This window comes from Clostridium sp. RTP31139st1_H3_RTP31139_211217 (genome assembly GCF_040227035.1).
In the GTDB taxonomy this organism is placed as follows: Bacteria; Bacillota; Clostridia; order Clostridiales; family Clostridiaceae; genus Clostridium; species Clostridium saudiense.
This window is the reverse complement of the sequence record NZ_JBCOAB010000042.1, coordinates 1-22673: the sequence shown is the minus strand read 5'-3', so window position 1 is coordinate 22673 and position 22673 is coordinate 1. Positions and strand designations below refer to the sequence as shown.

The window sequence follows — 22673 nt, the reverse complement described above, 5'->3', positions numbered from 1 at the left end:
CTAACTTTAAGTTAATTAATTAAATGTTAAATAATCTTCTCCAATAATAATTATAGCATCATAGTTTTCGTATTCTTCTTCTTTATTTTTAGAAAGATCATTAATTCCTGTATCCTCACTTAATAGCTTTTTAAGCTCTTTATCATTAGATAATATCTTAGATTCCTTCGATTTATCGTAATTTCCTACGCTAACATTTGTGTATCCTAGATTCTCTAATTCTATACTTAAATTGCCTGCTAATCCATTTACCCTAGTAGCATTTAAAACCATTATAGAATAACCACTTCTGTTTGCACTCTTATTAGCTTCACTTGTTATCTTTAATGATTCTAATAAACTTTGATTATATGATGGATTCATAACTAGGAAATCTTGTCCATAAATTCTTTCATTATCACCTTGTAAAGTATTCATAGAAATCCCTTCATTTTTTACCATCTTCAATCCATAGTAAATCATATCACTACCAGACATATTAGTTACTATATTTTCTTTAACAGCCTTAAGAATACTTGGAATCTGTGTTATAATTTCTGGACTAGTGCATTTTTCAATTACTTTAGCTATAAATGCCTGTTGATTTTTAATTCTCCCTAAATCACCTTCTGCAAGTCCAGTTCCATCATTATTTTTTCTCCATCTAAAATATTCTTCTGCCTTTTGCCCATCTAATAATACTGTTTCACCAGCATTAAAATGTATATGTAAATCCTGTGCATCATCATCATAATACATATCTCTATCTATATACATTTCAACTCCGCCAATAGCATCAATTAAATTTCTAAAAGCCGCATAATCTATTTCAACTAAATAATTAATTTTTACATCTAAAAGATTTTGAACTTGTTCTATAACTTCTTCTTCCCCACCTAAAACATAGGCAGCATTTATCTTCCAATAAGGAATTTTATTTCCTTTACCATCTGTTGCATTCTCTACCTCTATTAATGTGTCCCTAGGTATTGAAACAACGTTTATATTATCTGTACGCGGGTTATAGTTAATCATCATCATAGTATCAGTTCTTCTTGCTGATGAATTTGAAGTATTTTCTGCATCTCCTATATCCATCCCCAGTAATAATATATTCACTGTTTCATTTGAACTTGGCTTAACTGCAGATATAATATCATTGTTATTAAGCGATGAAATAAATGAAAATAAATATACTCCAACTAATGCAACAAGCACAACTATTGTTAAAATAAAAGATGTAATTGCTCTCTTTATAATAGTTGACTTTTTCTCTTTTCTCTTAAGTCTTTGTTTAATTTCAAGCTCTTCTCTTGGACTTAATTGCCTCGATCCCTTCCTGGCATTATGTTTCTCACTTTTTTTATTTCCTGCCATTACCCATCCCTCACCTTATAAACTAAATCTATAATTGTATTTACTTATTATTATACAATAAATAATTTCTTGCTTTAACAGAATTTATATCTACTGCACAGCCCTGGTTTAATAAATACATAGTTGTATGAGTTAATGCTTTTAACATGGCTTCATCTAAGTTCTTGCGAGAAATATCTCTAATCTCTTCTACTCCTTCAAATTTTCTTGAAGGTTCAATTAAGTCAGCTAAATATATTATCTTTTCAAGTTTACTCATATTCTCTTTTCCAGTAGTATGCCATCTCATTGCACTTAATATTTCTTCATCATCTATTTCAAAAATTTTTCTTCCCAAAATAGGTGCAATTATTGAATGCCATAATTCTTTAGTATTTTTTTCATCTACTGATAATAAAATATTTTCATCTTTAATTATTTTTAGCATTTCCTCACTACTCATATTTTTTGCTGCGTCATGGCAAAGTGCAGCTATTTCAGCCTTTCGAACATCTTCATTATAAATATTCGCAAGCTCAACAGCAGTTTTTACTACCCCTAAGGTATGACCATATCTAGATGGTTTTAAATTATCTTTTAAATAATCTTTTATTTCATCTACTCCCCACATTTTACTCTCTCCTATATAAATTATTTTCACTTATATACTTCATTACTCCTTCTGGTAAGAAAAAGTCTACCCTTCTTCCTTCAGCTATTCTTTCTCTAATCATTGATGAAGAAATATCTATATTGGCTACATCAAGTAATATTATTTTAGCATTGTATTTTTCCTCTAATTTAGATTTTTGCAATTCTAAAATATCTTTATTATATTCTCCTCTATTAAAAGCAACAAAAGTGCAATTTTTTAATACTAAATCAGTATTTCTCCACTTTTCTATATCCATTAATGAATCTGCACCTGCAATAAAAAATACTTCGCTAACATCATCTAAACTTTTCAAATACTGTAAAGTTTCATAAGTATAACTATACCCATTCTTCTTTATTTCATAATCACTAATTTCAAAGCCTTCATAACCTTCTATAGCTTTTTTAACCATATCATTTCTATACTTAGAGTCTATTACCGGACTTTCTTTTTTATGTGGTGGATTACCAGCTACCATAAATATGACTTTATCTAACTCTAAAACTTCTTTGGCTTCATATGCTATATATAAATGTGCTAAATGTATGGGATTAAATGTTCCCCCCATCATACCATATCGTTTCATAATTAGTTATTTTTTCCTTGTGGTAATTCTATTTTAGGTTTCTTTTCAGATTTCTTATATAATACAATCTTACTTCCTATCGCTTGAACACCTTCACATCCAATAGCTTTGCATATTTCATCTGAGACTTCTCTAGCTGCTAAACCACTGTTTTCTAAAACTTTTATTTTAATAAGCTCTCTAGCTTCTAATGCTTCTTTTAATTGTCTTAAGAATGTTTCTTCAACACCATTCTTTCCAATTTGGAATATTGGACTCATAGTGTTTGCAAGTCCTCTTAAGTAAGCTCTTTGCTTTCCTGTTATCATAAAATTTCCTCCTATAAAATGTACTCGAATTCGAAGTCATTTAATCTAACCATGTCTCCATCTTGTACGCCCATCTCTCTAATTTGTTGTAATACTCCCTTATTATTAAGTACCTTATGGAAGTATCTTAATGAATCTGCATCATGAATATTTACAGATGCAAGTAATCTATCAACGAATGATCCAGTAACAACGTAAGTGTTGTACTCTTCACCTTCTTCAACGTTAATTTCATATGTGAATCTCTTTTCTTGCTCAACATATCTTTCTTCATCTGGAATTTCTAAATCCATTACTGGAATTTCTGTTAACATCTTACCAGCTTCTTTGATAACTTCTTCAACACCAGATTTTGTAGCTGCAGACATTTTAAATACTTTATCGAATCCTAATTCATTTACTTTCTTCTTGAAGTCCTCAAAAACTGATTCATCATAAAGCATATCTGCTTTATTAGCTACAACTATTTGTGGTCTATCCCAAAGCTTTACAGAATACTTCTTAAGTTCTTCATTAATAGTAACGAAATCTTCAAAAGCATCTCTTCCCTCAACACCTGAAATATCAACTACATGAATTAATAATCTAGTTCTTTCAATATGTCTTAAGAAATCAAGTCCTAATCCAACACCTTCAGCAGCACCTTCAATTATTCCTGGAATATCAGCCATAACAAATGAATTTATTCCTTCAGCTTTAACAACACCTAAATTTGGCTTTAAAGTTGTAAAGTGATAGTTTGCTATCTTTGGCTTAGCAGCTGTAACAGTTGAAAGTAATGTTGACTTACCTACATTAGGGAATCCAACTAATCCAACGTCAGCAAGTAATTTTAATTCAAGAGTTAATACTCTTTCTTCTGCTGGCATACCTGGTTCTGCGAAATGTGGTGCCTGTCTTGTTGGTGTACAGAACTTGCAGTTTCCTTTACCACCTTTTCCACCTCTAGCAATAACATATGTGTCATCTTTATGTGAAAGGTCAGCAATAACCTTATTACTTTCGAAATCTCTAACAATAGTTCCCATTGGAACTCTTATGTATAAGTCTTCTCCGTCCTTACCATAACATTTTGAACCTGATCCATTTCCTCCAGATTCAGCTATAAACTTTTTCTTATATTTGAAATCTAAAAGTGTTGTTAATCCTGTATCAACAGTGAATATAACGCTTCCACCTTTTCCTCCATCTCCACCATCTGGTCCTCCAAGTGGAACATACTTTTCTCTTCTAAATGTAACTGCTCCATTTCCACCAGCACCTGATCTAACTAATATCTTGGCTCTATCTATAAACATAGTTACTTTCCTCCTTGTAACTTTTTTTAATGTTAAACATAATAATCTATTTTTATTATTCCATAACATATATATTTTATAATAGTATATATAAATTATATATCTATTACAAGAATAAAAGCACCCTTACGGGTGCTTTTACCTATATAAATATAATTATTCAGCTATTTCTTCAACGCTTACTGGGTAAACAGAAACTTTCTTCTTGTCTCTTCCCATTCTTTCAAATCTTACGATTCCGTCTTCTTTAGCAAATAAAGTGTCATCTCCACCCTTACCTACGTTTAGACCTGGGTGAATCTTAGTTCCTCTTTGTCTGTAAAGGATGTTTCCAGCTAAAACGAATTCTCCGTCAGCAGCCTTAGCACCTAATCTTTTAGATTCAGAGTCTCTACCATTCTTTGAACTACCTACCCCTTTTTTGTGGGCAAATAATTGAAGGTTCATCATTAACATACTCATTACACCTCCTCGAATTTTATTTTTATATATTTATTCCGTCTATTTTTACCAAAACTAGCGTCAAGGGACATAATTAAACTTTCTAAACTTTTTTCAAAGGTTAAAAGTAATATCTGTCCTCGTTCAATATCTTCATCATTAAGATTATGTAAATTCAGTGATAAAAATCCATCATTTATTTCATACTTTACTGGTAGCTTTAAAACTTCCTGCATGCCTATTACAGCACTTTGAGATAAAACCGAAACACTATTACAAATCATGTCATATGCATCACCTGTAGTGCTTTCTATTTCTTCTCTAGATAAAGCATGACCTTCAATCTTAAATCCAAGCGATATATCTTTTTGTTTAAATATAATAATCTTAATCATATCTTAAAATTAAGCTTCGATTTTTTCGATTACTAATTTAGTGTAAGGTTGTCTGTGACCAGTCTTCTTTCTGTAGTCCTTCTTAGGCTTATACTTGAAAACAGTGATCTTCTTAGCCTTACCTTGAGCTGCTACCTTAGCAACAACTTTAGCTCCTTCAACTACTGGTGCACCAACAGTTAAAGTTTCTCCGTTAGAAACAGCTAAAACTTCTGTTAATTCGATTGTAGAGTCAACTTCAGCGTTTAATTTTTCAACGTATATTACGTCTCCTTCTTGAACTCTGTATTGTTTTCCTCCAGTTAATAATACTGCGTACATTCTAAAAACACCTCCTCTTAAACGGTCTCGCCAATGTAGGTACAAAGATTTAACTTTGTTTTTAAAAAACCCGTTATGTGCGGTTTACAAATGACATTTTATCATATAAAGTTACATTTTGTAAAGAAATTTATTATACTTTTTCAATTGTTTTAATTTTGTACTTTTGGTAATTTTCTTTTTGTGATACAAATATAAGTGGCTCAACCCTGTACCCCTCTATATCATACACAAAATTCAAATAAACCTCTTTATCTAATCCATCAATATTTTTTAAAAATTTAACTATATCCTCTTTGATGTCATCTTCATAATTCTTATCAATCTCTATGTAAAAATCCTTTATTGAATTTTCATTAGAGCATTTTATTATTTCATTTCTAATAAGATTTTCAATATATGATAATTTTAAAAGGAATCCATTACTTTTACATTTTCTACAAGGCTCTTCTAGATATTCATAAATAGATTTTCCTTTTCTTTTTCTACTAATTTGAATTAAATCAAGTTCAGTAAACGGAAATACTTTAACATTACCTTTATCAGCTTCTAGAGATTTTTTTAATGCTTTTATAACGGGCACTTTTTGATTTTCATCTCTCATATCAATAAAATCAACTACTATGATACCACTTAAATTTCTCAATCTAATTTGTCTTCCAACTTCCTTAGCTGCTTCTAAATTAGTTTGCATTATAGTCTTATTAAAATCTCTTCCCTTGATATTTTTCCCACTATTTACATCTATAACATACATTGCTTCCGTTTTATCAATAACAATATATCCACCACATTGTAAATTCACTTTTTTATGTCTTAGTTTAAGTATTTCCTTTTCTATTCCACTATAATCAAATAATGTTCTTTTACCTTCATAAAATTTAAATTCAAAATTATTATTTCCTTTAGTTAATCCCTTAATATTTTCAAAAAATTCATCATCATCATCAGCTGTTATACTAGTTTTTCTATCATCTAATTCTTCAAAAAACCTAATTATCATGCTATTTGATTTTATTTTTCCAATAGTTGTTGAGTATCTAAGCTTCTTTTCCATCTCTTCTTTTTTTTCTAATAATGAATTTAATTCACTTAGCAATTCCTCATTAGTTGCAGCTTTTGATTCTGTTCTAAAAACTATTTCTACACCTTTAATAGGTTTAGTAAGATTTATTAGTCTTTGTCTTTCTTCTAAGTCAGAAATCCTTTTAGATATAGTAATTCCTTCTACTCCCATAGTTAAAACAATATATCTACCAAGTATATTAACTTTATTGCTAACTTTAGCACCTTTATTACCTAAAGGTTCCTTTAAAACTTCTACTAAAATTTCTTGACCCTTCTTAATTCCAACCCTTTTAAGTTCTTCACTATAATACATGTAGGCTTCTTTATCTAATCCAATATCTAAAAATATTGAGTTAATTCCTGGAATTATATTCTTGACTCTAGCCTTATAAATCTCTCCAATTTGCGGTTCATTAGTTTCCTCTTCAACGAGGCATTCTACCAATTCACCATTTTCTTTTACTGCTATTCTAATTAATTCTTCTCTCTTCTCAACAAAAATTTCTCTCATATTAAAACTACCTTAAATTCCCTTATATAAAGGAACATATTTATTATTTTTTAAAATATACATCTCTTCTCTTTTAATATTGACGAAAGAATCAGGGTTAATTTCTGATACCTTTCCTTTTAAATAAGTAACTAAAAGATCAGCCGAAAGATTTTCTCTACTTCCTGTTGCTATTAAAGTATTTAAAATTAACTCATTATCTTTTACCCAGTACTTAAACTCTTTAACTAGCGGTTTTATATCAGTAAGCTTTTCACCTTTTTTAGTTTTCTTTACAATTTCCCATTTAGATTCATTAAGAGTTTTACCCATTTCTTCTTCTACTTTAGAAGTTCCATTAAGTTTTACCTTAATTGTATATCTAGCTCCATCTAAAAGTGCCATTGCTTGAGGCAATCTCTTAACATTTTCTATTATTTCAACTGGTGTTGCATGTAAAAACTTAATTGTAGGAGGAGCACTTTCATTTAACTTTTCTATTACTTCTCCTACTCCTAGAGATTCTGTTAAAACTAAATCTAAATACTCACCATCTGAATAAACTCCAACTGAAAGTGGTTGCGCTATAGATAATGCCATATGTGGATTAAATCCTTTTGAATACTCAACAGGTAATCCTGATCTTTTTATTATTCTTTGAATAGTTCTCATTAAATCTAAGTGTCCAATAAACTTAATATCAGCACCTTTAGTAAATTTAATTACGTATCGCACCTTCAAAACACTTCCCTTCTTTAAAGTTTACATTTATTCCGCATCCAGTACATCCTTCTAAACAATTTCTTGTAAGCTCTGCTCTCTTAGCCTTTTCATTTTCTCTTTCAAGATATTTTCTATTAACTCCAATATCTATGAAATCCCAAGGAAGCACTTCATCATATCCTCTTTCTCTATATACATAGAAATCAGCATCTAAATTACATTCTTCCATAGCTTCTTTCCATATTTCCATATTGAAGTATTCTGACCATCCATCAAATTTAGCACCTTTTTCAAATGCTTTAATTAAAACATCACAAGTTCTTCTATCTCCTCTTGCAAATACAGCTTCCATAAATGAAGTTTCTTGTTCATGATAGTTATAAACTATACTTCTTGATTTAATAGCACCTCTAACAGCTTTAATTCTTTCATCTACTATTTCTGGTCTAGCCATTGGAGCCCATTGGAATGGAGTAAATGGCTTTGGAACTAATATAGATGTACTTACCGTAATCTTTAATCCCTTATTTCTAACATCCTTTGGAATGCCAAAATAAACATCAGCCATCTTTTCTGCTAACTCACCAATTCCTGCCGCATCTTCAGTAGTTTCATAAGGAAGTCCTAATATGAAGTATAACTTAATAGTACTCCAACCTGATTCAAAAGCACTTTTTGCTGCTTCTAAAATTCTCTCTTCAGTTAACCCCTTATTTATTATGTCTCTCATTCTTTGAGACCCTGCTTCTGGAGCAAAAGTTAAACCTGTTTTTCTAACTTTTTGAATTTCTTTAATTAAATCAACAGAGAAAGCATCAACTCTAATAGATGGTAATGCTATACCAACTTTTTTAGCTTCGTGCTCCATAACTAAACTAGATATTAAGTTTTGAATATTTGAATAATCACAAATACTTAATGAAGCTAATGATACTTCATCATATCCAGTAGCCTTAAGAGCCTTTCTTGCTTGTTCTAATAAAGTATTTGTAGTCTTTTCTCTAACTGGTCTGTAAATCATACCAGCTTGGCAGAATCTACATCCATTTGTACATCCTCTAGCTGTTTCTAAAACAACCCTGTCGTGAACTATATCAGTATATGGAACAATCATTTCATCTGGGAATGATACAGCATCAAAGTTATTAACTATTCTTTTCTTAACTTTTGCAGGAACATCTTCATATTTAGGAGTAAATTCTTTTATAGTACCATCTTCATTGTAAGTTACATCATATAATGAAGGTACATAAATACCACCAATTTTTGATATTTCTCTTAAGAACTCCTTCTTATTAACTTTTCCATTAGCTTTATGTTTTGCATATACCTCTAAGACATCGTTCATCATTTCTTCACCTTCACCAATTTCGAAGAAATCTACAACATCATATAAAGGTTCTGGATTATAAGCACAAGGACCTCCAGCCATAATTATTGGCTCTTCTTCTCCTCTTTCGCTAGCTCTAATAGTTATTCCTGACATATCAAGCATATTTAATATGTTTGTATAACTCATTTCATATTGAAGAGTAAAGCCTAACATATCAAACTTATCTAATGGTGTTTTAGTTTCTAGGGTAAATAACTTTATGTCATTTTCTCTCATTAATGTTTCCATATCTGGCCATGGTGCAAAAACTCTTTCGCAATATGTATCTTTTCTTTCATTTATAGTATGATATAAAATTCTTGTTCCTAAATGCGACATACCAACTTCATATACATCTGGGAAACAAAAAGCAAATCTTATATTAACATTTTCAGGATTTTTTATAACTTGATTTAATTCTCCACCAACATATCTTGATGGTTTTTCTACTTTACATAAAATATCATCAGTTATCTTATTCATAGGTACCCTCCTTTAATTAAGTTAATAGTTAATAGTTTTAAGTTAGTAGTTAATGAAAAAATTCAGCTTAAGCCGAATTTCTCACTACTACTAACTTTTAACTCTTAAATCTTAACTTCTAACTATCTAACTGCTATTCTAGCATAATCATTATTAAAAAGTAAACTAATACCCATCCTTATTTCTTAAACCAAAGTATTCCTCTAAAGTAATATTACCATACAACTTTAACGCCTCTATTAATTCGTCTTCATTCATAATAAATACTACCTTTAAATCATCATCTAATACATAAAATATATTAAATCTATTTTTATCTACCATTGACATAACATTTGCAAGTCCTTGCTTGTAGTAAACTGATATACTTTTGTTTTCAATATATTTATTTCTCAACAATTTATTTCTTTTCACAAATATATTTCCCATCAATATATACATGGCAGATTTTTCTTCACTTCTTGTAATTAAACATATAGCAATTGAAGCAATAAGTATACTTACATTTATTACGCCACTATATGCAAATACAATTATAAAAATAACTAATAATATAACTCCTATCGTATAACTTATTTTAGAAATTATATCATTAGCTCGTCTATACAATATCTTTTGAGACAATAATATTTCTAATACTCTTGCCCCATCTAGTGGATAAGCAGGAAGTAAATTAAAAAATAATAAACTTATATTAATATTAATCATTTTATCTATCAATATATTATTACTTGCAAAACCAATACACCAAAATATACATATAATTATAAAGTTAGCAAAAGGACCTGATAAATAAATTTGTAGTTTTTCTTTTTTATTTAATTCATCTATATTAGCAAACTGAGCACTTGTTCCATATATATGAATCTGAATATCATTAAACTTACAGCCTTTTCTTTTTGCCACTAATATATGCATTCCTTCATGAGCAAGTATACTTATAAATGCTAAAATAATTGAATTGTTAAAGCTTAAAAGTATAAAAAATACTATGAATTCTGCTAAAACACTTCTTTTCCATCTATCCATTTACCTCTCCTTCTTAGTCAAACCATTAGTAAAACATCAACCTCCTTAATACAATTGCATAAACTGAATTCTTATCTTAAGACAAAGTTTTAAACTTTCCTTAATTTTAGAATTCATTATACCCCAAGCACCCCTAGTCTATTGTCCCGTCAATTATTATATCCAACCTAAACAAGTGGGAGTATTATACCAACTAACCATTTGATAAACATTAAAAATCAACCTTATCCCCACCTAAACTTGTTTTTATGTAATTACTTATTTTATTAACTATTTTCGACAAATCAAAGCTTTCTACTTCTTGTTCAACTTGGCTATAAGTTGTATCATTAATTACTGCTTTTACATTTTCATATGCCCCTGTTTGACCTGGTGCATATTTCAAATAAAAGCTTGCCATCAACATAAAAATAACTACAACTAATTGATAAATAAAAACATTAGACATACTTGAAAAGAACTCTTTCTTTTTTCTTTTATTATTGTTATATCCATATAGTTCTTCAAATGAATTCCTTGTGTATACTGGTGAATTATTTTTCTTTACATTTTTATTTTGTAAACCTTGATAGTAATTTTTATATTGCGAATTATAATTTCCCATTTCTACCTCCCTAAAAAATTGATTATTAAATTATATTTTACAACTAAAAAAAATATGCAATATATTGTGTTACAACATATTGCATATCCTGATATCTAAAAATTAAGTTTTGTTTTTCTCATTCCTACATTTATAACTAGTCCTAATGATAATATTGTAGTTAATAGCGAACTTCCTCCATAACTAACTAATGGAAGAGTTATTCCCGTTATAGGCATTAACCCTATAGTCATACCTATATTTTGCCATATTGCAAATAAGAAGTATGCTACCATCCCCGTTGCTATAATTCTACCAAAAATATCTTTAGAATCCCGTGCTATATTAATCATCCTTGAAATCAATATTCCATATAGAGTTAATAAACAAATTGCGCCAAAAGTTCCCCATTGCTCACAAACTTGAGTAAATATAAAGTCTGTTTGAATTTCTGGAACATATTGTGATGAATACCCTCCAGTTCCATCATTAGCTAACGAATTCAAGCTTCCAAAAAATCCACCTGATCCAACTGCTATAAGAGATTGTCTCAAATGATATCCTGAATCTGATGAATCTGCTTCTGGGTTCTGAAATGATGTAATTCTTCTCTTTTGATAATCTTGAATTAATCCTGAATTCCATACTAGAACTATTCCTAATATTAGTGCCCCTAGACCACCTAATATTATTCTATTATCTAGACCGCCAATAAAGAACACTCCTAAAACCATAAAGAATAATACCATCGTCATACCCATATCAGGTTGAATAACAATAAGTCCTGCAGGTATTATTGCATAAAAAGCTAATATACAGAAATTTTTAAAATTATTTATTTCTCCTTCCATATCATCTAACTTTTTACCCATCATCATTATTGTCCCAATTTTTGCAAGCTCTGCCGGCTGGAAAGATAATGGCCCTAACCTTATCCATCCTTGAGCCCCATTAATTGTTGATCCTATTAATAATACTAATACTAATAATGCTATTGATGCCCAATAAAATATTGGTGTAAATGCCTTAATAATTGAATAGTCTATTGCTACAACAAAATATAATAAAACTAATGATGCCACAAAGAAAATGCTTTGCTTCACAGGAAATAGCATTCCCCCAGCAGATGTTTTCTTTGCTAAATATATATTAACTATGCCAAACATCGTTATTAATATTATCGATATTAGCATCCACTTATCTACCCTTTTCAGTTCTTTCAAACTCATTTTAAACTTTGATAAAGGTATCATAACTTTACCTCCTAGAATTTATACCCACTTATTATATCTTATTTCCTCTTTTTTCTCCATAAAGAATTATACTGTTCCATATAAAATTCATAAAGTTTTAAGAATTAATTTACTTTAATGTTAAATATAAAAATAGTATATGTATTCTAATTTAATCTATGAATTCTTAATATTTTAAAATAAAAAAATGCATCAAAAAATAATGTTAACACAACAATAAGCATAGTAACAAATTTCAACTAACAAGTTGCAAATTAATGAATAAATTCAGCTTAATCTGAATTTGCAAAAACACCCCAAGGTGTTCCAAACCTTAATCTGTCACTTGTCACTTAATAAGCTTGTCATCTGATTAAATCTTTATACATTTTGTGTTAACATTATAATTTTAATACACCTATTTTTTATCTTCCTCTTACATTCTTTATAGGAATATTGGCAATTAGTGCAGGTCCGCCTTCACCTTCAACGTCCTCACTTCTATTTAACGAAATCTCAACATCATTAGCATCTATTTCTATATACTTAGAAATAACCTCTAATATTTCATATCTAATCTTCTCTAAAGTTTCCGGAGCTATATCGCCTCTATCATGAATTAGTATTAATCTCAATCTATCTTTAGCAACTTCTTTTGGTGTAGTCTTATTAGAAAATACCCTTAAAAAATCCATAATGACCAATCCCCCTAATTTTTCTTAAACATTCTTTTTATTGCTGAAAATATTCCGGTAGATTCAGAACCTAACTTAAGTAGTGGAACTTCTTCCCCTGTGATTCTCTTAGCAATATTTCTAAACGCTTGGCCAGATTGAGCTTTATCATCTAAAACTATAGGTTCACCTTTATTAGTAGAAACAGTTATGCTTCTATCATCTGGAACTACTCCTAAAAGCTTAACTGATAAGGTTTCTATAATATCTGAAACATCAAGCATATCTCCCCTTTTTGTCATTTCGTAATTTAATCTATTAACTATTACTGCATGATCTTCTAATCCTTTTGCATCTAATTTACCAATTACTCTATCAGCATCTCTTACTGATGTAATTTCTGGATTTACAACTACAATAGCTTTATCAGCACCTACAACTGAGTTTTCAAAACCTTGTTCGATTCCAGCTGGGGAGTCTATTAATACATAATCAAACTCTTCCTTTAATTTATTAACTAAATCAAACATATCTTGCGCTCTAATATCATCTTTATCTTTTGTCTGAGCTGTTGGTAAAAGACAAAGATTAGGATACCTTTTATCTTTAATTAACGCTTGCTTTAATCTACATCTGTTTTCAATTACATCAATAATTGTATATACTATTCTATTTTCTAATCCCATTAATACATCAAGGTTTCTAAGCCCTGTATCTCCATCTACAACTACTACCCTTTTTCCTAACGCAGCTAATGCTGTTCCTAAGTTTGCAGTTGTTGTAGTCTTTCCAACACCACCTTTACCTGATGTAACAACTATCGAAATTCCCATGTCAATCCCTCCACTTTAGTAAATATATTTATTTGGTAAGTATGGCTCTACTACTATGTAACCATCTTTTATTTTTGCAACTTCTGGATAAGATGGCTTAATACCATCATCTGGCGGTACAGTAAGTATATCTGATATTTGCATTAACTCAGGTTGCATTGAAAATGCAGCTATTATAGATTTTTTATTTCCACCAGTTCCAGCTTTAACATGCCCCTTTATACTTCCAAGAACTATAATATTGCCTCCTGCTGAGACCTCTGCACCATTATTTATATCTCCTATTATAATAATATTGCCAGGATAATCAACCGATTGTCCACTCCTTATTGTTTTCTTGATAAATTTAGTTTTTCCTTCATGAACCCCATTAAAAACTTTAATATTATTAGTTTCCTTCTTTACTTTACTAATATCATCAAAAACGCAATCCTTTATATTTATTTTTTGAAATAATTCATCTTTTAATTTGCTTATATCAGAGTTACTAATATGTTTAAAATTAGCTGTGATTTTTAATATTGAATTTTTATAAAAACCTTTATTAATTGACAAGCTAGATACTAATACTTCGAGCATATCATCAAAGCCTATAAACTTTTCTGTATCAATAGTAATATTTACACCATCTTTGTTCCCTTTTATTTGTATTCTATCATCCTTCATTGGCAATCCTCCACCAATTAATAACTCAATTTAATATTAATTATATCATATAACAACAATTAAAAACATAAAATGCTTCAAACCTTTGTAATTTTTCTGCAAAATATCACTTATTTTTCCAATACATATTATTTATTTTAAAATATGTAATCTTTTAAGTAAAGAAAATAAATTAAAATAATAAATTTTACATAAAAAAGAGAACCTCTTTAAAGGTTCCCTTTTAGTCCGCACCAGTTCCACTCTCAACAGGTATATTTAATTCTTGACTACTTCCTTCAGTAGTACCTAAATCCTCTGTACCCTCATTTGTAGCTTCTTTATCAGCTTCAGCTCCTTGTTTGTTATCTGCTGGAGCTCCAACAACATATTTTTGGAACGTTGCTGATGTAGATGCGTAATTCGGATTAATTTGTAATAATTCATCCTTAAAATAAGCTTCATATATAGCTTTATGAACAAATGCACTATTAGCTCCTCTATTACCATCATAAATAGTAGAGAATATTGCAATTTTAGGATTATCCATTGGTGCAAAACTAATATAGTTTGCATATGCCTTTCTTCCTTGGTAATCATATTGTTCTTGTGTACCAAAGTCAGCTGTACCAGTTTTACCTGCAACTTCTATAGGGAAATTAGCAAATAATGCATAGTTAGTTGCATTTGAAGGTGATGTATTAACTCTTCTCATCCCTTCTTTTATAGCTTGTAGAACATCTGCCGGAATATCTATTTGATCTAATACCTCAGGAGTGTATTCTTGAATAACTTCTCCATCAGGTGATGTTATTTTATCAACTATCGATACCTTATATCTTGTTCCACCATTAGCTAAAGTCGCAACATAATTTGCCATTTGTAATGGTGTAAATGCATTCATACTTTGCCCAATACCATCTTGAACTATATTTATTGGAGATCTTATTTCAGAACTTTGGTTAACAATAAAATAAGAAATTGCATTTGATACTATTTTAGCCTGTTCATTAACAACTTTTTCAGAATACTCTAAACCTGCATTAGCTAAATTTTCTTTATATCTATCTGATACATTCATTATTTCTTTAACTGTATCAATTATGCTATTGGCATATTCTGTTTGCCCACTAACTTGCTCATTAGTTCCAACCTTTAATAAAGTTTCTTTAATATTATTTTTCAAATTAGTTTTTAATGTTTTTAATTCATCTGAATCAGTACTAATATCCTTTATATCAAAAGGTACAAAGAAATAAGAGTTTTCATAATTACCTGCTTCAAGCGCTGGTACTATAGTATATTTTGCATTTTCTGATAAACTCTTTCTCCATGAAACAAAATTATATGTTTGCCCAAAGTTTTCATAAATTTGAATTCCAGTTGAGGCACTTTTCCCTTGTTCTGCCCCTAGTCCAAATCTCCATGCATAACGAGCAATAGAATCAAGTGCATTAACATCTGCACCATTTTTTATATATAATCTAATTGCAGTTTCATAAAAGAAATAATTCGAAGAAACTTCTAGCGCTTTTCTAACATCTGTAATTCCATGACCTGTCTTTTGGAAGTTTTCAAGTGTTTGACTACCTGTATACTCACTACTCCAAATACCAACGTCATTAACAGTATCTGTTTCACTTATTGCTCCATCCATTAATCCTGCTACAGCTGTTAATGGCTTAAATGTTGATCCAGGTGGTACAAATCCTTGTGTTGCATAATTAAGCATTGATCTTGGATATAAATCATACTTATCAGTTCTTACTCCATCATCATTAACTGGGAAAAGCTCATCTAGCGTTCCAGTCGCTCCAGTACTTTGAATATGTTGTGTTCCGAAGCTCTCATAATCCGGATTAAAGTATTCATTATATTTCTCTGTAGTTAATTCACTTGGAATTGCAAAATCATTAGGGTCAAAATATGGATAACTTGCCATTGCAATTACCCTTCCAGTATTAACTTCTATCGCAACTACAGCCCCTCTATTTGCACTTGCTAAACCTTCTGACTGTAATGTAAGTATCTGATCTTCTAATGCTGCTTGAGCTGCATATTGAACATCCTTATCTATTGTTAAATGAACATTATTTCCTTGATAAGACTCTAATTTAAATAGTTCTTCTGTTGTTCTTCCTTGAGAATTTACTTTTACAGTAGTTCCGCCTTTTGTACCTTTTAATTGATCTTCAAAAGCTGATTCTATTCCAGATACACCAATTAAGTCAGTTGATACATCATATCCCCTTAGTTCATAACTTTCACTTTGAGAACTACTAATAGTAGAAACATATCCAACTACAGCTGATGCTAACGTTCCATATGGATAATATCTAACTGGTTTTAATGTAACATTAATACCTGGCAAATCATTTAATTGTTGATATACTATAAATGCAGTATCTCTATTAATATTATTTGCTATAGTAATATTAGAGTACCCACTAAAACTTCCCATCTTTATAGCATCTTTTATAACAATGTATCTTCTAATATCTTGAATTGAATATTCTTTTAATAAATCATCTAAAACTTCCTTACCAGTAGCATTTTTATACTTCTTTGCTAGTTCACTAGCTTGATCTGTTGTATATCCATCTGGTAATAACAATTTATATAAATCATATGATTTTACAAGATAATAGAATGTGTCTTCTGCCGAGATTTCCATAAGCCTATCGTTAACTTCATTTATTTGATCATCTGTATAATCTCCCTCTTGATCCTCAAAAAGTTTCTTTTCTATATCTTCATTTAACCCTCTATCACGTTTAAATCTTATTTCTAATGTTCTTTTAGCCGACTCACTATCTGCCTTAAACTGAAAATATATTTTGCCATTTTCATCAACCTTAAGTGCTAAATCATCCTGGAATTCTTCTCCATTTTCTTCCAAAATTTCAAATATCTTGTCCATAGTTTTGTAAAAAGCCTTGGTTGATTCAACTGTTTCCATATATGTTAATGCATATGTTTGTTTGTTAGTCGCTATTACGTTTCCATCAGAATCATAAATATTTCCTCTTGGTGCTTCCTCAGAAAGAAATTTAGTTGAACTTACATCAGCCTTTTCTTTATAATCATCATGCTTATAAACTTGTAAATATAATAACTTTGCTACTATAGTGCCCATAATTATAAACATAATTATATATAAAACAGAGTATCTAGAATTCTTTTTCTTTTTTTTAGGTTTATTTACTATCATTAAAACCTCCATGTATTTCTATCTAAATATTTATCTAGCATATTTAAAATAAATCTATAGAAAAGCATCATACAAATAGTATTTAATACTGCCGATAATAAAGCAACTTTCATATCAATACTTATAGCAAATAATTTAAATATTATAACTACCCCTAAAACCTTTAAAGTAGAAATAAATAACGCTATTAAAATTGGAACAATTCTATTTTCTTTAAATATACTTTCTCCAATTTTAGCACATAAAAGGCATAATAAAGTGTTTAAAAATAAATTAACTCCAAATCCTGAAAAGAAAAATAAATCCTGAAGAAATCCACTTACTATTCCAATAAAAAGTGCTTCATTTTTACCTCTAATAACTGAATATGCCATAGCAAATACAAATAAAAGACTTGGAAAGGCACCTGCAATTGAATAACTAGGTAATAAAGTATTATCTATAATCAATAATAACACTAATATAATTATTAAATATATCCTCTTCATAGTTCTATTCTCCAATATCAACCTTTTCTTTTGGAACAACAACAAACAATTCTTCAAGCTTATTGAAGTCCACATATGGTTTAACTACAGCTCTTTTCATAATCCCCACATTATCTACTTCTACTGAAATAACTTCTCCAATTCTAATTTCCTTAGGATACATTTCCCCTAATCCAGAAGTTAATATTTTATCTCCTTCTTTAATTGCAGACTCAATTGGAATATTAGATAGTTCTGTTAAATTTTTATTTTTACTATCTGTTATACCTTGTAGAATCCCAGTTGTTTCATCAGTACTTTCAACCATAGCTGCTACTGCAATATTTTCATTTAAAATAGTTTGAACAATAGCAAAACTTGAAGATGCCTTTGTTACTTTTCCAACTAAACCAGCAGGTGTTATTACCACCATGTCCTTTTCAACGCCATCTTTTGTTCCTTTATCGATTATATATCCATTAGATATATTTCCTCCACTATAGCCAATAATATTACATCCTAAATAATCATAATTGGCATTATTTTGTGAATAATCGAACATTTCTCTTAATCTTGTATTTTCATCTTTCATTCTTTCGTATTCTATTAATTTATTTTCAAGTTCAGCATTTTTTGCTGTAAGTTCTTCATTTTCTTTTTTTACATTAGAAAAATTAATAAAAAAGTCAAAAGAACCTTTTACTTTTTCATTTACTGTATAAACAATCTTTTGTAATGGACTAATAACACCACCAACACCACTAGATATAATATTTGAATTACCCTTTATACTTAATACAATTATTCCCAAAAAGGCAACTGACAGTACCACTATAGTTACTGCCAGTTTGTTTTTAAAAGGTTTCATTATTGACATCTTTGAGTTTTACTTAATTCATCAAAATTATCTAGTGCTTTACCTGCACCTAAAACAACGCAATCTAATGGTGTTTCAGCAATGTGAACAGGCATATTTGTTTCGTGGTTTATTAATTTATCTAATCCTTTTAATAAAGCTCCTCCACCAGCTAGCATTATTCCCTTTTCCATTATATCCGCAGATAATTCAGGCGGAGTCTTTTCTAAAGTAGTTTTAATAGACTCAATAATTGCATAAACTGGTTCTTTTAATGCTTCTCTTATTTGATCCTCAGTTATTGTTACTATCTTTGGAAGTCCTGTTATCATATCTCTTCCTTTAATATCCATTGAGGCATTTTCTTCATCAATCTTATAAGCTGAACCTAATTCCATCTTAATTTGTTCAGCAGTTCTTTCCCCTATCATTAAGCTAAATTCTTTTTTAACATAAGCTATTATTGCCTGATCTAATTCATCTCCAGCAACTCTTAATGATTTGCTCGTTACTATTCCTCCTAAAGAAATAATAGCAACTTCTGTAGTTCCACCACCAATATCAACAATCATGCTACCTGTTGGCTCTCCAACTGGAAGTCCTGCCCCAATTGCTGCTGCCATTGGTTCTTCCATTAAAACTACATCTCTTGCTCCTGCAAATTTAGCTGCTTCTTCTATAGCTCTTCTTTCAACTTCAGTAACACCAGATGGATAACATACTATAATTCTTGGGCTTGTAAACGCACTTTTGCTTGTTACTTTTTCAATTAACTTTTTAAGCATAGTTTGTGCAACCTCAAAATCTGCAATTACACCATCTTTAAGTGGTCTTATTGCTACAATGTTACCTGGTGTTCTACCTATCATAAGCTTTGCTTCTTGCCCAACCGCTAATGGTTTTCTTGTATTACTATTTATCGCTACAACTGAAGGTTCGCTTAATACTATTCCTTTCCCCTTTACGAAAACAAGTGTATTAGCTGTTCCTAAATCTATTCCCATGTCTTTATTACTACTGAAAAATCCCATATGAATTCCCCTTTCGATTATATAATTCCTTTTTCTTTTAAACTAACATATTTATTATTACCAATTATGATATGATCTAACAATCCAATTCCTATAATATTTCCGCATTCCTTTAATCTAATGGTGATATCAATATCTTCCTTACTAGGACTGGGATCTCCTGATGGATGATTGTGACAAACTATTACATTTGCACTTCCCCTTTGAATTGCTTCTTTAAAAACTTCTCTTGGATGAACTATAGATGAGTTCAATGTTCCCTTAAATATGTCTTTAGTTCCTATCACAATATTTTTTGTATTTAATAAAATTAACTTAAATACTTCTTGCTTTAAATTAACCATTTCATTAATTAATAATGATGCAATATCCTTTGGTGATGAAATTTTAATCATCTCTTTTTGAGATTTAAAAGTTCTAATCCTATTAACTAACTCCATCATGGCAATTATTTGGCAAGCTTTCACTTTTTTAATACCTTTAATTTTACTTGCTTCCTCATAACTTACATTTAAAAGTCCGTCTAATCCATCAAGCTCAGCAAGTAATCTACTGCTTAAAGCTATGACATTTTCACCTTTTGTACCTGTTCTTAATAATATAGCTAAAAGCTCCTCATTAGATAAAGTATCAACTCCAAATTGAAGTAACTTCTCCATAGGTCTCTCATTTAATGGTATATCATTTACTCTAATATTATTCGTCATAAATACTCCTTATAAGTAATAATATACCCATTCCCCCTAATTATAAAACATTCTTTATCATCTTGTTTAACAAGTTTAATGGCAATCCAACTACGTTATAGTAACAACCATTTATTTTTTCAACAAATACGCCACCATATCCTTGAATTCCATAAGCTCCTGCTTTATCTAAACATTCTCCTGTGTCTATGTATCTCCATATTTCCTCATCTGAAAGCTCTGAAAAATAAACTTCTGTGTAAAGACATTCACTTTTCATTACTTGCTTTTCATTGTTAATAACTGTAACACCTGAATAAACCCTATGAACATTATTACTTAATAATTTAAGCATCCTAAATGCATCATCTTTATCCTTCGGTTTTCCAAGTATATTATCATCTATAACAACAATTGTATCTGCCCCTATTATTATAGAATCATTAGTACAATTTAATGCTACTGATTTAGCTTTTCCTTCTGCGAGTGTTTTAACATATTTTTCAATGTCTTTACTAACCTCTACTGTCCCCTCATCAAAGTCACTAATCTTTACTTCAAAATCACTTATTATCCTTGATAATAATTCTTTCCTACGATCTGAAGCAGATGCTAATATAAACTTCAAACATATCACATCCTACAGTTATTTATTATTTATTATTCCCAATTAAACGCTAGTCTTACACTTGACTTTAAAATTTAATTTAAACATAATAAAAAAAGAGGTAAAACACTTGCCACCTATCTTTTTTCTAATATAGTTTATCACTTAATAGATGTTCAAACAAGCACTTTCCTCTTTTTATATATGAATTTTTTGTAGAATATTATATATATTCCCTTAAGATTTTCTTAATTTTTTTACAATTATTGATATTTAATGTCATTATTTTTTTAATTAACTAAAACTCAATAAAATTTTGTATAAATATTGCATTTCGTTTGCTACATCTTCTTTCTTTATTTCAGCTGCCATATCATTAACATGATTTTTTAATTCAGTTAATACATCATTCTTATCACCTTCACTTATTACATCAAGTCCTTTAACCCAACTCTTAAAATCAGATGTATCTACTGATTTTACATCATCCTTAAATGCTGTATCTAATATATTTAAGTATCCATTATAAATTCCTGCAATTTGACTTTGTACTTTATCATTTGAATTTAAATCAAATGATACTTTAGCACAATCTATACCACTACTAGTTAAAGTATCCATTATTGATTGTCCTTCTGCTGTTGTATATACTCCAGCTAACACTTTAAACTTATCTGACTCATTATATATAAAGGCTCCATATCCATTCGCTATTTTGTTATATGCCTCTTTTGCGTTATCCTCATTAGCAAAATACCCACATTGAATTGCCATAAAACTTGTATTTATACTTCCTTGTACATTTTCTTGACCTTCTGTACTATTATCAACTGCACTACTAGCTTGAACATCTTCACTGTTATCAGCTGCATTTTCAGCTTCGCTATTATCAATATTTTCACTTTGATTTACCGCTTCAGAATTTGCTTGAGTTTCACTAGCATCATTTAATGGTAAAAAATGAATAATTATATTAGCAAGCATTATCCCAACAATTACAACAAATACACTCATAGCTAAAAATGATAATATAGTTTTTGCAAGTCCACTATTTTTTTTAGTTTTCTTATAGTTATACCTTGTATACCTCACTTTCTCATCCACCCCATCTCTAACTTTCTTAAACTTTTACTTATTACATTACAATATATTCATTATTTATCTTATATATACATAACAAAAAACTTTTAATTCCCATACTAGTTTGTAAATTAAATTGTTTAAATTCAATCTTTTACTTATACTGTACTAAAAATATTTTTTCATAAGATAAATTACAATATCAAGTGCAACACTAATTAATTGCAAAAAAAATAACCCATACGGGTACGTTCATGTTAAAGT

General features: G+C 29.6%; 24 protein-coding genes. All 24 read right to left on the bottom strand.

What is annotated here, in order from left to right:
* Positions 1–15: 15 nt before the first annotated feature.
* Complete coding sequence (locus ABUA17_RS14690; RefSeq protein ID WP_195951631.1) at positions 16–1356, bottom strand: LCP family protein; 1341 nt, start codon at positions 1354–1356, stop codon at positions 16–18.
* Between the two features lie 40 nt (positions 1357–1396).
* Positions 1397–1966, bottom strand: coding sequence for a bis(5'-nucleosyl)-tetraphosphatase (symmetrical) YqeK (yqeK, locus tag ABUA17_RS14685; protein ID WP_042399754.1), 570 nt, complete (start codon positions 1964–1966; stop codon positions 1397–1399).
* 1 nt (position 1967) lies between these two features.
* A complete protein-coding gene (gene nadD, locus ABUA17_RS14680) occupies positions 1968–2576 on the bottom strand; it encodes a nicotinate-nucleotide adenylyltransferase (RefSeq protein WP_042399756.1) in 609 nt (202 codons plus the stop codon).
* A gap of 2 nt (positions 2577–2578) precedes the next feature.
* Positions 2579–2884, bottom strand: coding sequence for a ribosome assembly RNA-binding protein YhbY (yhbY, locus tag ABUA17_RS14675; protein ID WP_042399757.1), 306 nt, complete (start codon positions 2882–2884; stop codon positions 2579–2581).
* A gap of 11 nt (positions 2885–2895) precedes the next feature.
* Positions 2896–4182 (bottom strand): GTPase ObgE, encoded by a 1287-nt coding sequence (gene obgE, locus ABUA17_RS14670; RefSeq protein WP_055276678.1) that lies wholly within the window; start codon positions 4180–4182, stop codon positions 2896–2898.
* 156 nt (positions 4183–4338) lie between these two features.
* The gene (gene rpmA / locus ABUA17_RS14665; RefSeq protein ID WP_042399852.1) at positions 4339–4638 is read right to left on the bottom strand and encodes a 50S ribosomal protein L27; all 300 of its coding nucleotides are present in this window, start codon (positions 4636–4638) and stop codon (positions 4339–4341) included.
* 5 nt (positions 4639–4643) lie between these two features.
* The gene (locus ABUA17_RS14660) at positions 4644–5018 is read right to left on the bottom strand and encodes a ribosomal-processing cysteine protease Prp (protein WP_042399765.1); all 375 of its coding nucleotides are present in this window, start codon (positions 5016–5018) and stop codon (positions 4644–4646) included.
* Between the two features lie 9 nt (positions 5019–5027).
* A complete protein-coding gene (gene rplU / locus ABUA17_RS14655) occupies positions 5028–5339 on the bottom strand; it encodes a 50S ribosomal protein L21 (RefSeq protein WP_042399768.1) in 312 nt (103 codons plus the stop codon).
* A 133-nt stretch (positions 5340–5472) separates the two neighbouring features.
* Positions 5473–6918: a ribonuclease E/G gene (locus ABUA17_RS14650; RefSeq protein WP_042399771.1), complete on the bottom strand. Its 1446-nt coding sequence runs from the start codon at positions 6916–6918 to the stop codon at positions 5473–5475.
* A gap of 12 nt (positions 6919–6930) precedes the next feature.
* Positions 6931–7632 carry a TIGR03936 family radical SAM-associated protein gene (locus ABUA17_RS14645; RefSeq protein WP_042399856.1) on the bottom strand — a complete coding sequence of 234 codons (702 nt, stop codon included), beginning with the start codon at positions 7630–7632 and terminating at the stop codon, positions 6931–6933.
* Positions 7616–9475, bottom strand: coding sequence for a TIGR03960 family B12-binding radical SAM protein (locus ABUA17_RS14640; protein WP_042399774.1), 1860 nt, complete (start codon positions 9473–9475; stop codon positions 7616–7618). The genes ABUA17_RS14645 and ABUA17_RS14640 overlap by 17 nt, the downstream gene beginning before the upstream one ends.
* 165 nt (positions 9476–9640) lie before the next feature.
* Entirely contained in the window at positions 9641–10504 is an 864-nt protein-coding gene (locus ABUA17_RS14635; protein ID WP_042399776.1) for a site-2 protease family protein, read from the bottom strand.
* Between the two features lie 211 nt (positions 10505–10715).
* The gene (locus ABUA17_RS14630) at positions 10716–11108 is read right to left on the bottom strand and encodes a hypothetical protein (protein WP_042399779.1); all 393 of its coding nucleotides are present in this window, start codon (positions 11106–11108) and stop codon (positions 10716–10718) included.
* A gap of 95 nt (positions 11109–11203) precedes the next feature.
* Entirely contained in the window at positions 11204–12340 is a 1137-nt protein-coding gene (rodA, locus tag ABUA17_RS14625) for a rod shape-determining protein RodA (RefSeq protein ID WP_042399782.1), read from the bottom strand.
* 404 nt (positions 12341–12744) lie between these two features.
* Complete coding sequence (gene minE, locus ABUA17_RS14620; protein ID WP_042399785.1) at positions 12745–13014, bottom strand: cell division topological specificity factor MinE; 270 nt, start codon at positions 13012–13014, stop codon at positions 12745–12747.
* 14 nt (positions 13015–13028) lie between these two features.
* A complete protein-coding gene (minD, locus tag ABUA17_RS14615; protein WP_042399788.1) occupies positions 13029–13826 on the bottom strand; it encodes a septum site-determining protein MinD in 798 nt (265 codons plus the stop codon).
* A 15-nt stretch (positions 13827–13841) separates the two neighbouring features.
* On the bottom strand, positions 13842–14492 hold the full coding sequence (gene minC, locus ABUA17_RS14610) for a septum site-determining protein MinC (RefSeq protein ID WP_042399791.1): 651 nt from the start codon (positions 14490–14492) through the stop codon (positions 13842–13844).
* Between the two features lie 223 nt (positions 14493–14715).
* A complete protein-coding gene (locus ABUA17_RS14605; RefSeq protein ID WP_154820838.1) occupies positions 14716–17682 on the bottom strand; it encodes a penicillin-binding transpeptidase domain-containing protein in 2967 nt (988 codons plus the stop codon).
* On the bottom strand, positions 17682–18170 hold the full coding sequence (gene mreD / locus ABUA17_RS14600) for a rod shape-determining protein MreD (protein ID WP_042399799.1): 489 nt from the start codon (positions 18168–18170) through the stop codon (positions 17682–17684). The genes ABUA17_RS14605 and mreD overlap by 1 nt, the downstream gene beginning before the upstream one ends.
* Positions 18171–18174: 4 nt before the next feature.
* On the bottom strand, positions 18175–19017 hold the full coding sequence (gene mreC / locus ABUA17_RS14595) for a rod shape-determining protein MreC (protein ID WP_042399802.1): 843 nt from the start codon (positions 19015–19017) through the stop codon (positions 18175–18177).
* Positions 19017–20036 (bottom strand): rod shape-determining protein, encoded by a 1020-nt coding sequence (locus ABUA17_RS14590; RefSeq protein WP_349818101.1) that lies wholly within the window; start codon positions 20034–20036, stop codon positions 19017–19019. The genes mreC and ABUA17_RS14590 overlap by 1 nt, the downstream gene beginning before the upstream one ends.
* 17 nt (positions 20037–20053) lie before the next feature.
* The gene (radC, locus tag ABUA17_RS14585) at positions 20054–20743 is read right to left on the bottom strand and encodes a RadC family protein (RefSeq protein WP_042399808.1); all 690 of its coding nucleotides are present in this window, start codon (positions 20741–20743) and stop codon (positions 20054–20056) included.
* Between the two features lie 40 nt (positions 20744–20783).
* Positions 20784–21350, bottom strand: coding sequence for a Maf-like protein (locus ABUA17_RS14580; protein ID WP_042399811.1), 567 nt, complete (start codon positions 21348–21350; stop codon positions 20784–20786).
* A gap of 273 nt (positions 21351–21623) precedes the next feature.
* On the bottom strand, positions 21624–22421 hold the full coding sequence (locus tag ABUA17_RS14575) for an SPOR domain-containing protein (protein ID WP_052330707.1): 798 nt from the start codon (positions 22419–22421) through the stop codon (positions 21624–21626).
* Between the last annotated feature and the right edge of the window lie 252 nt (positions 22422–22673).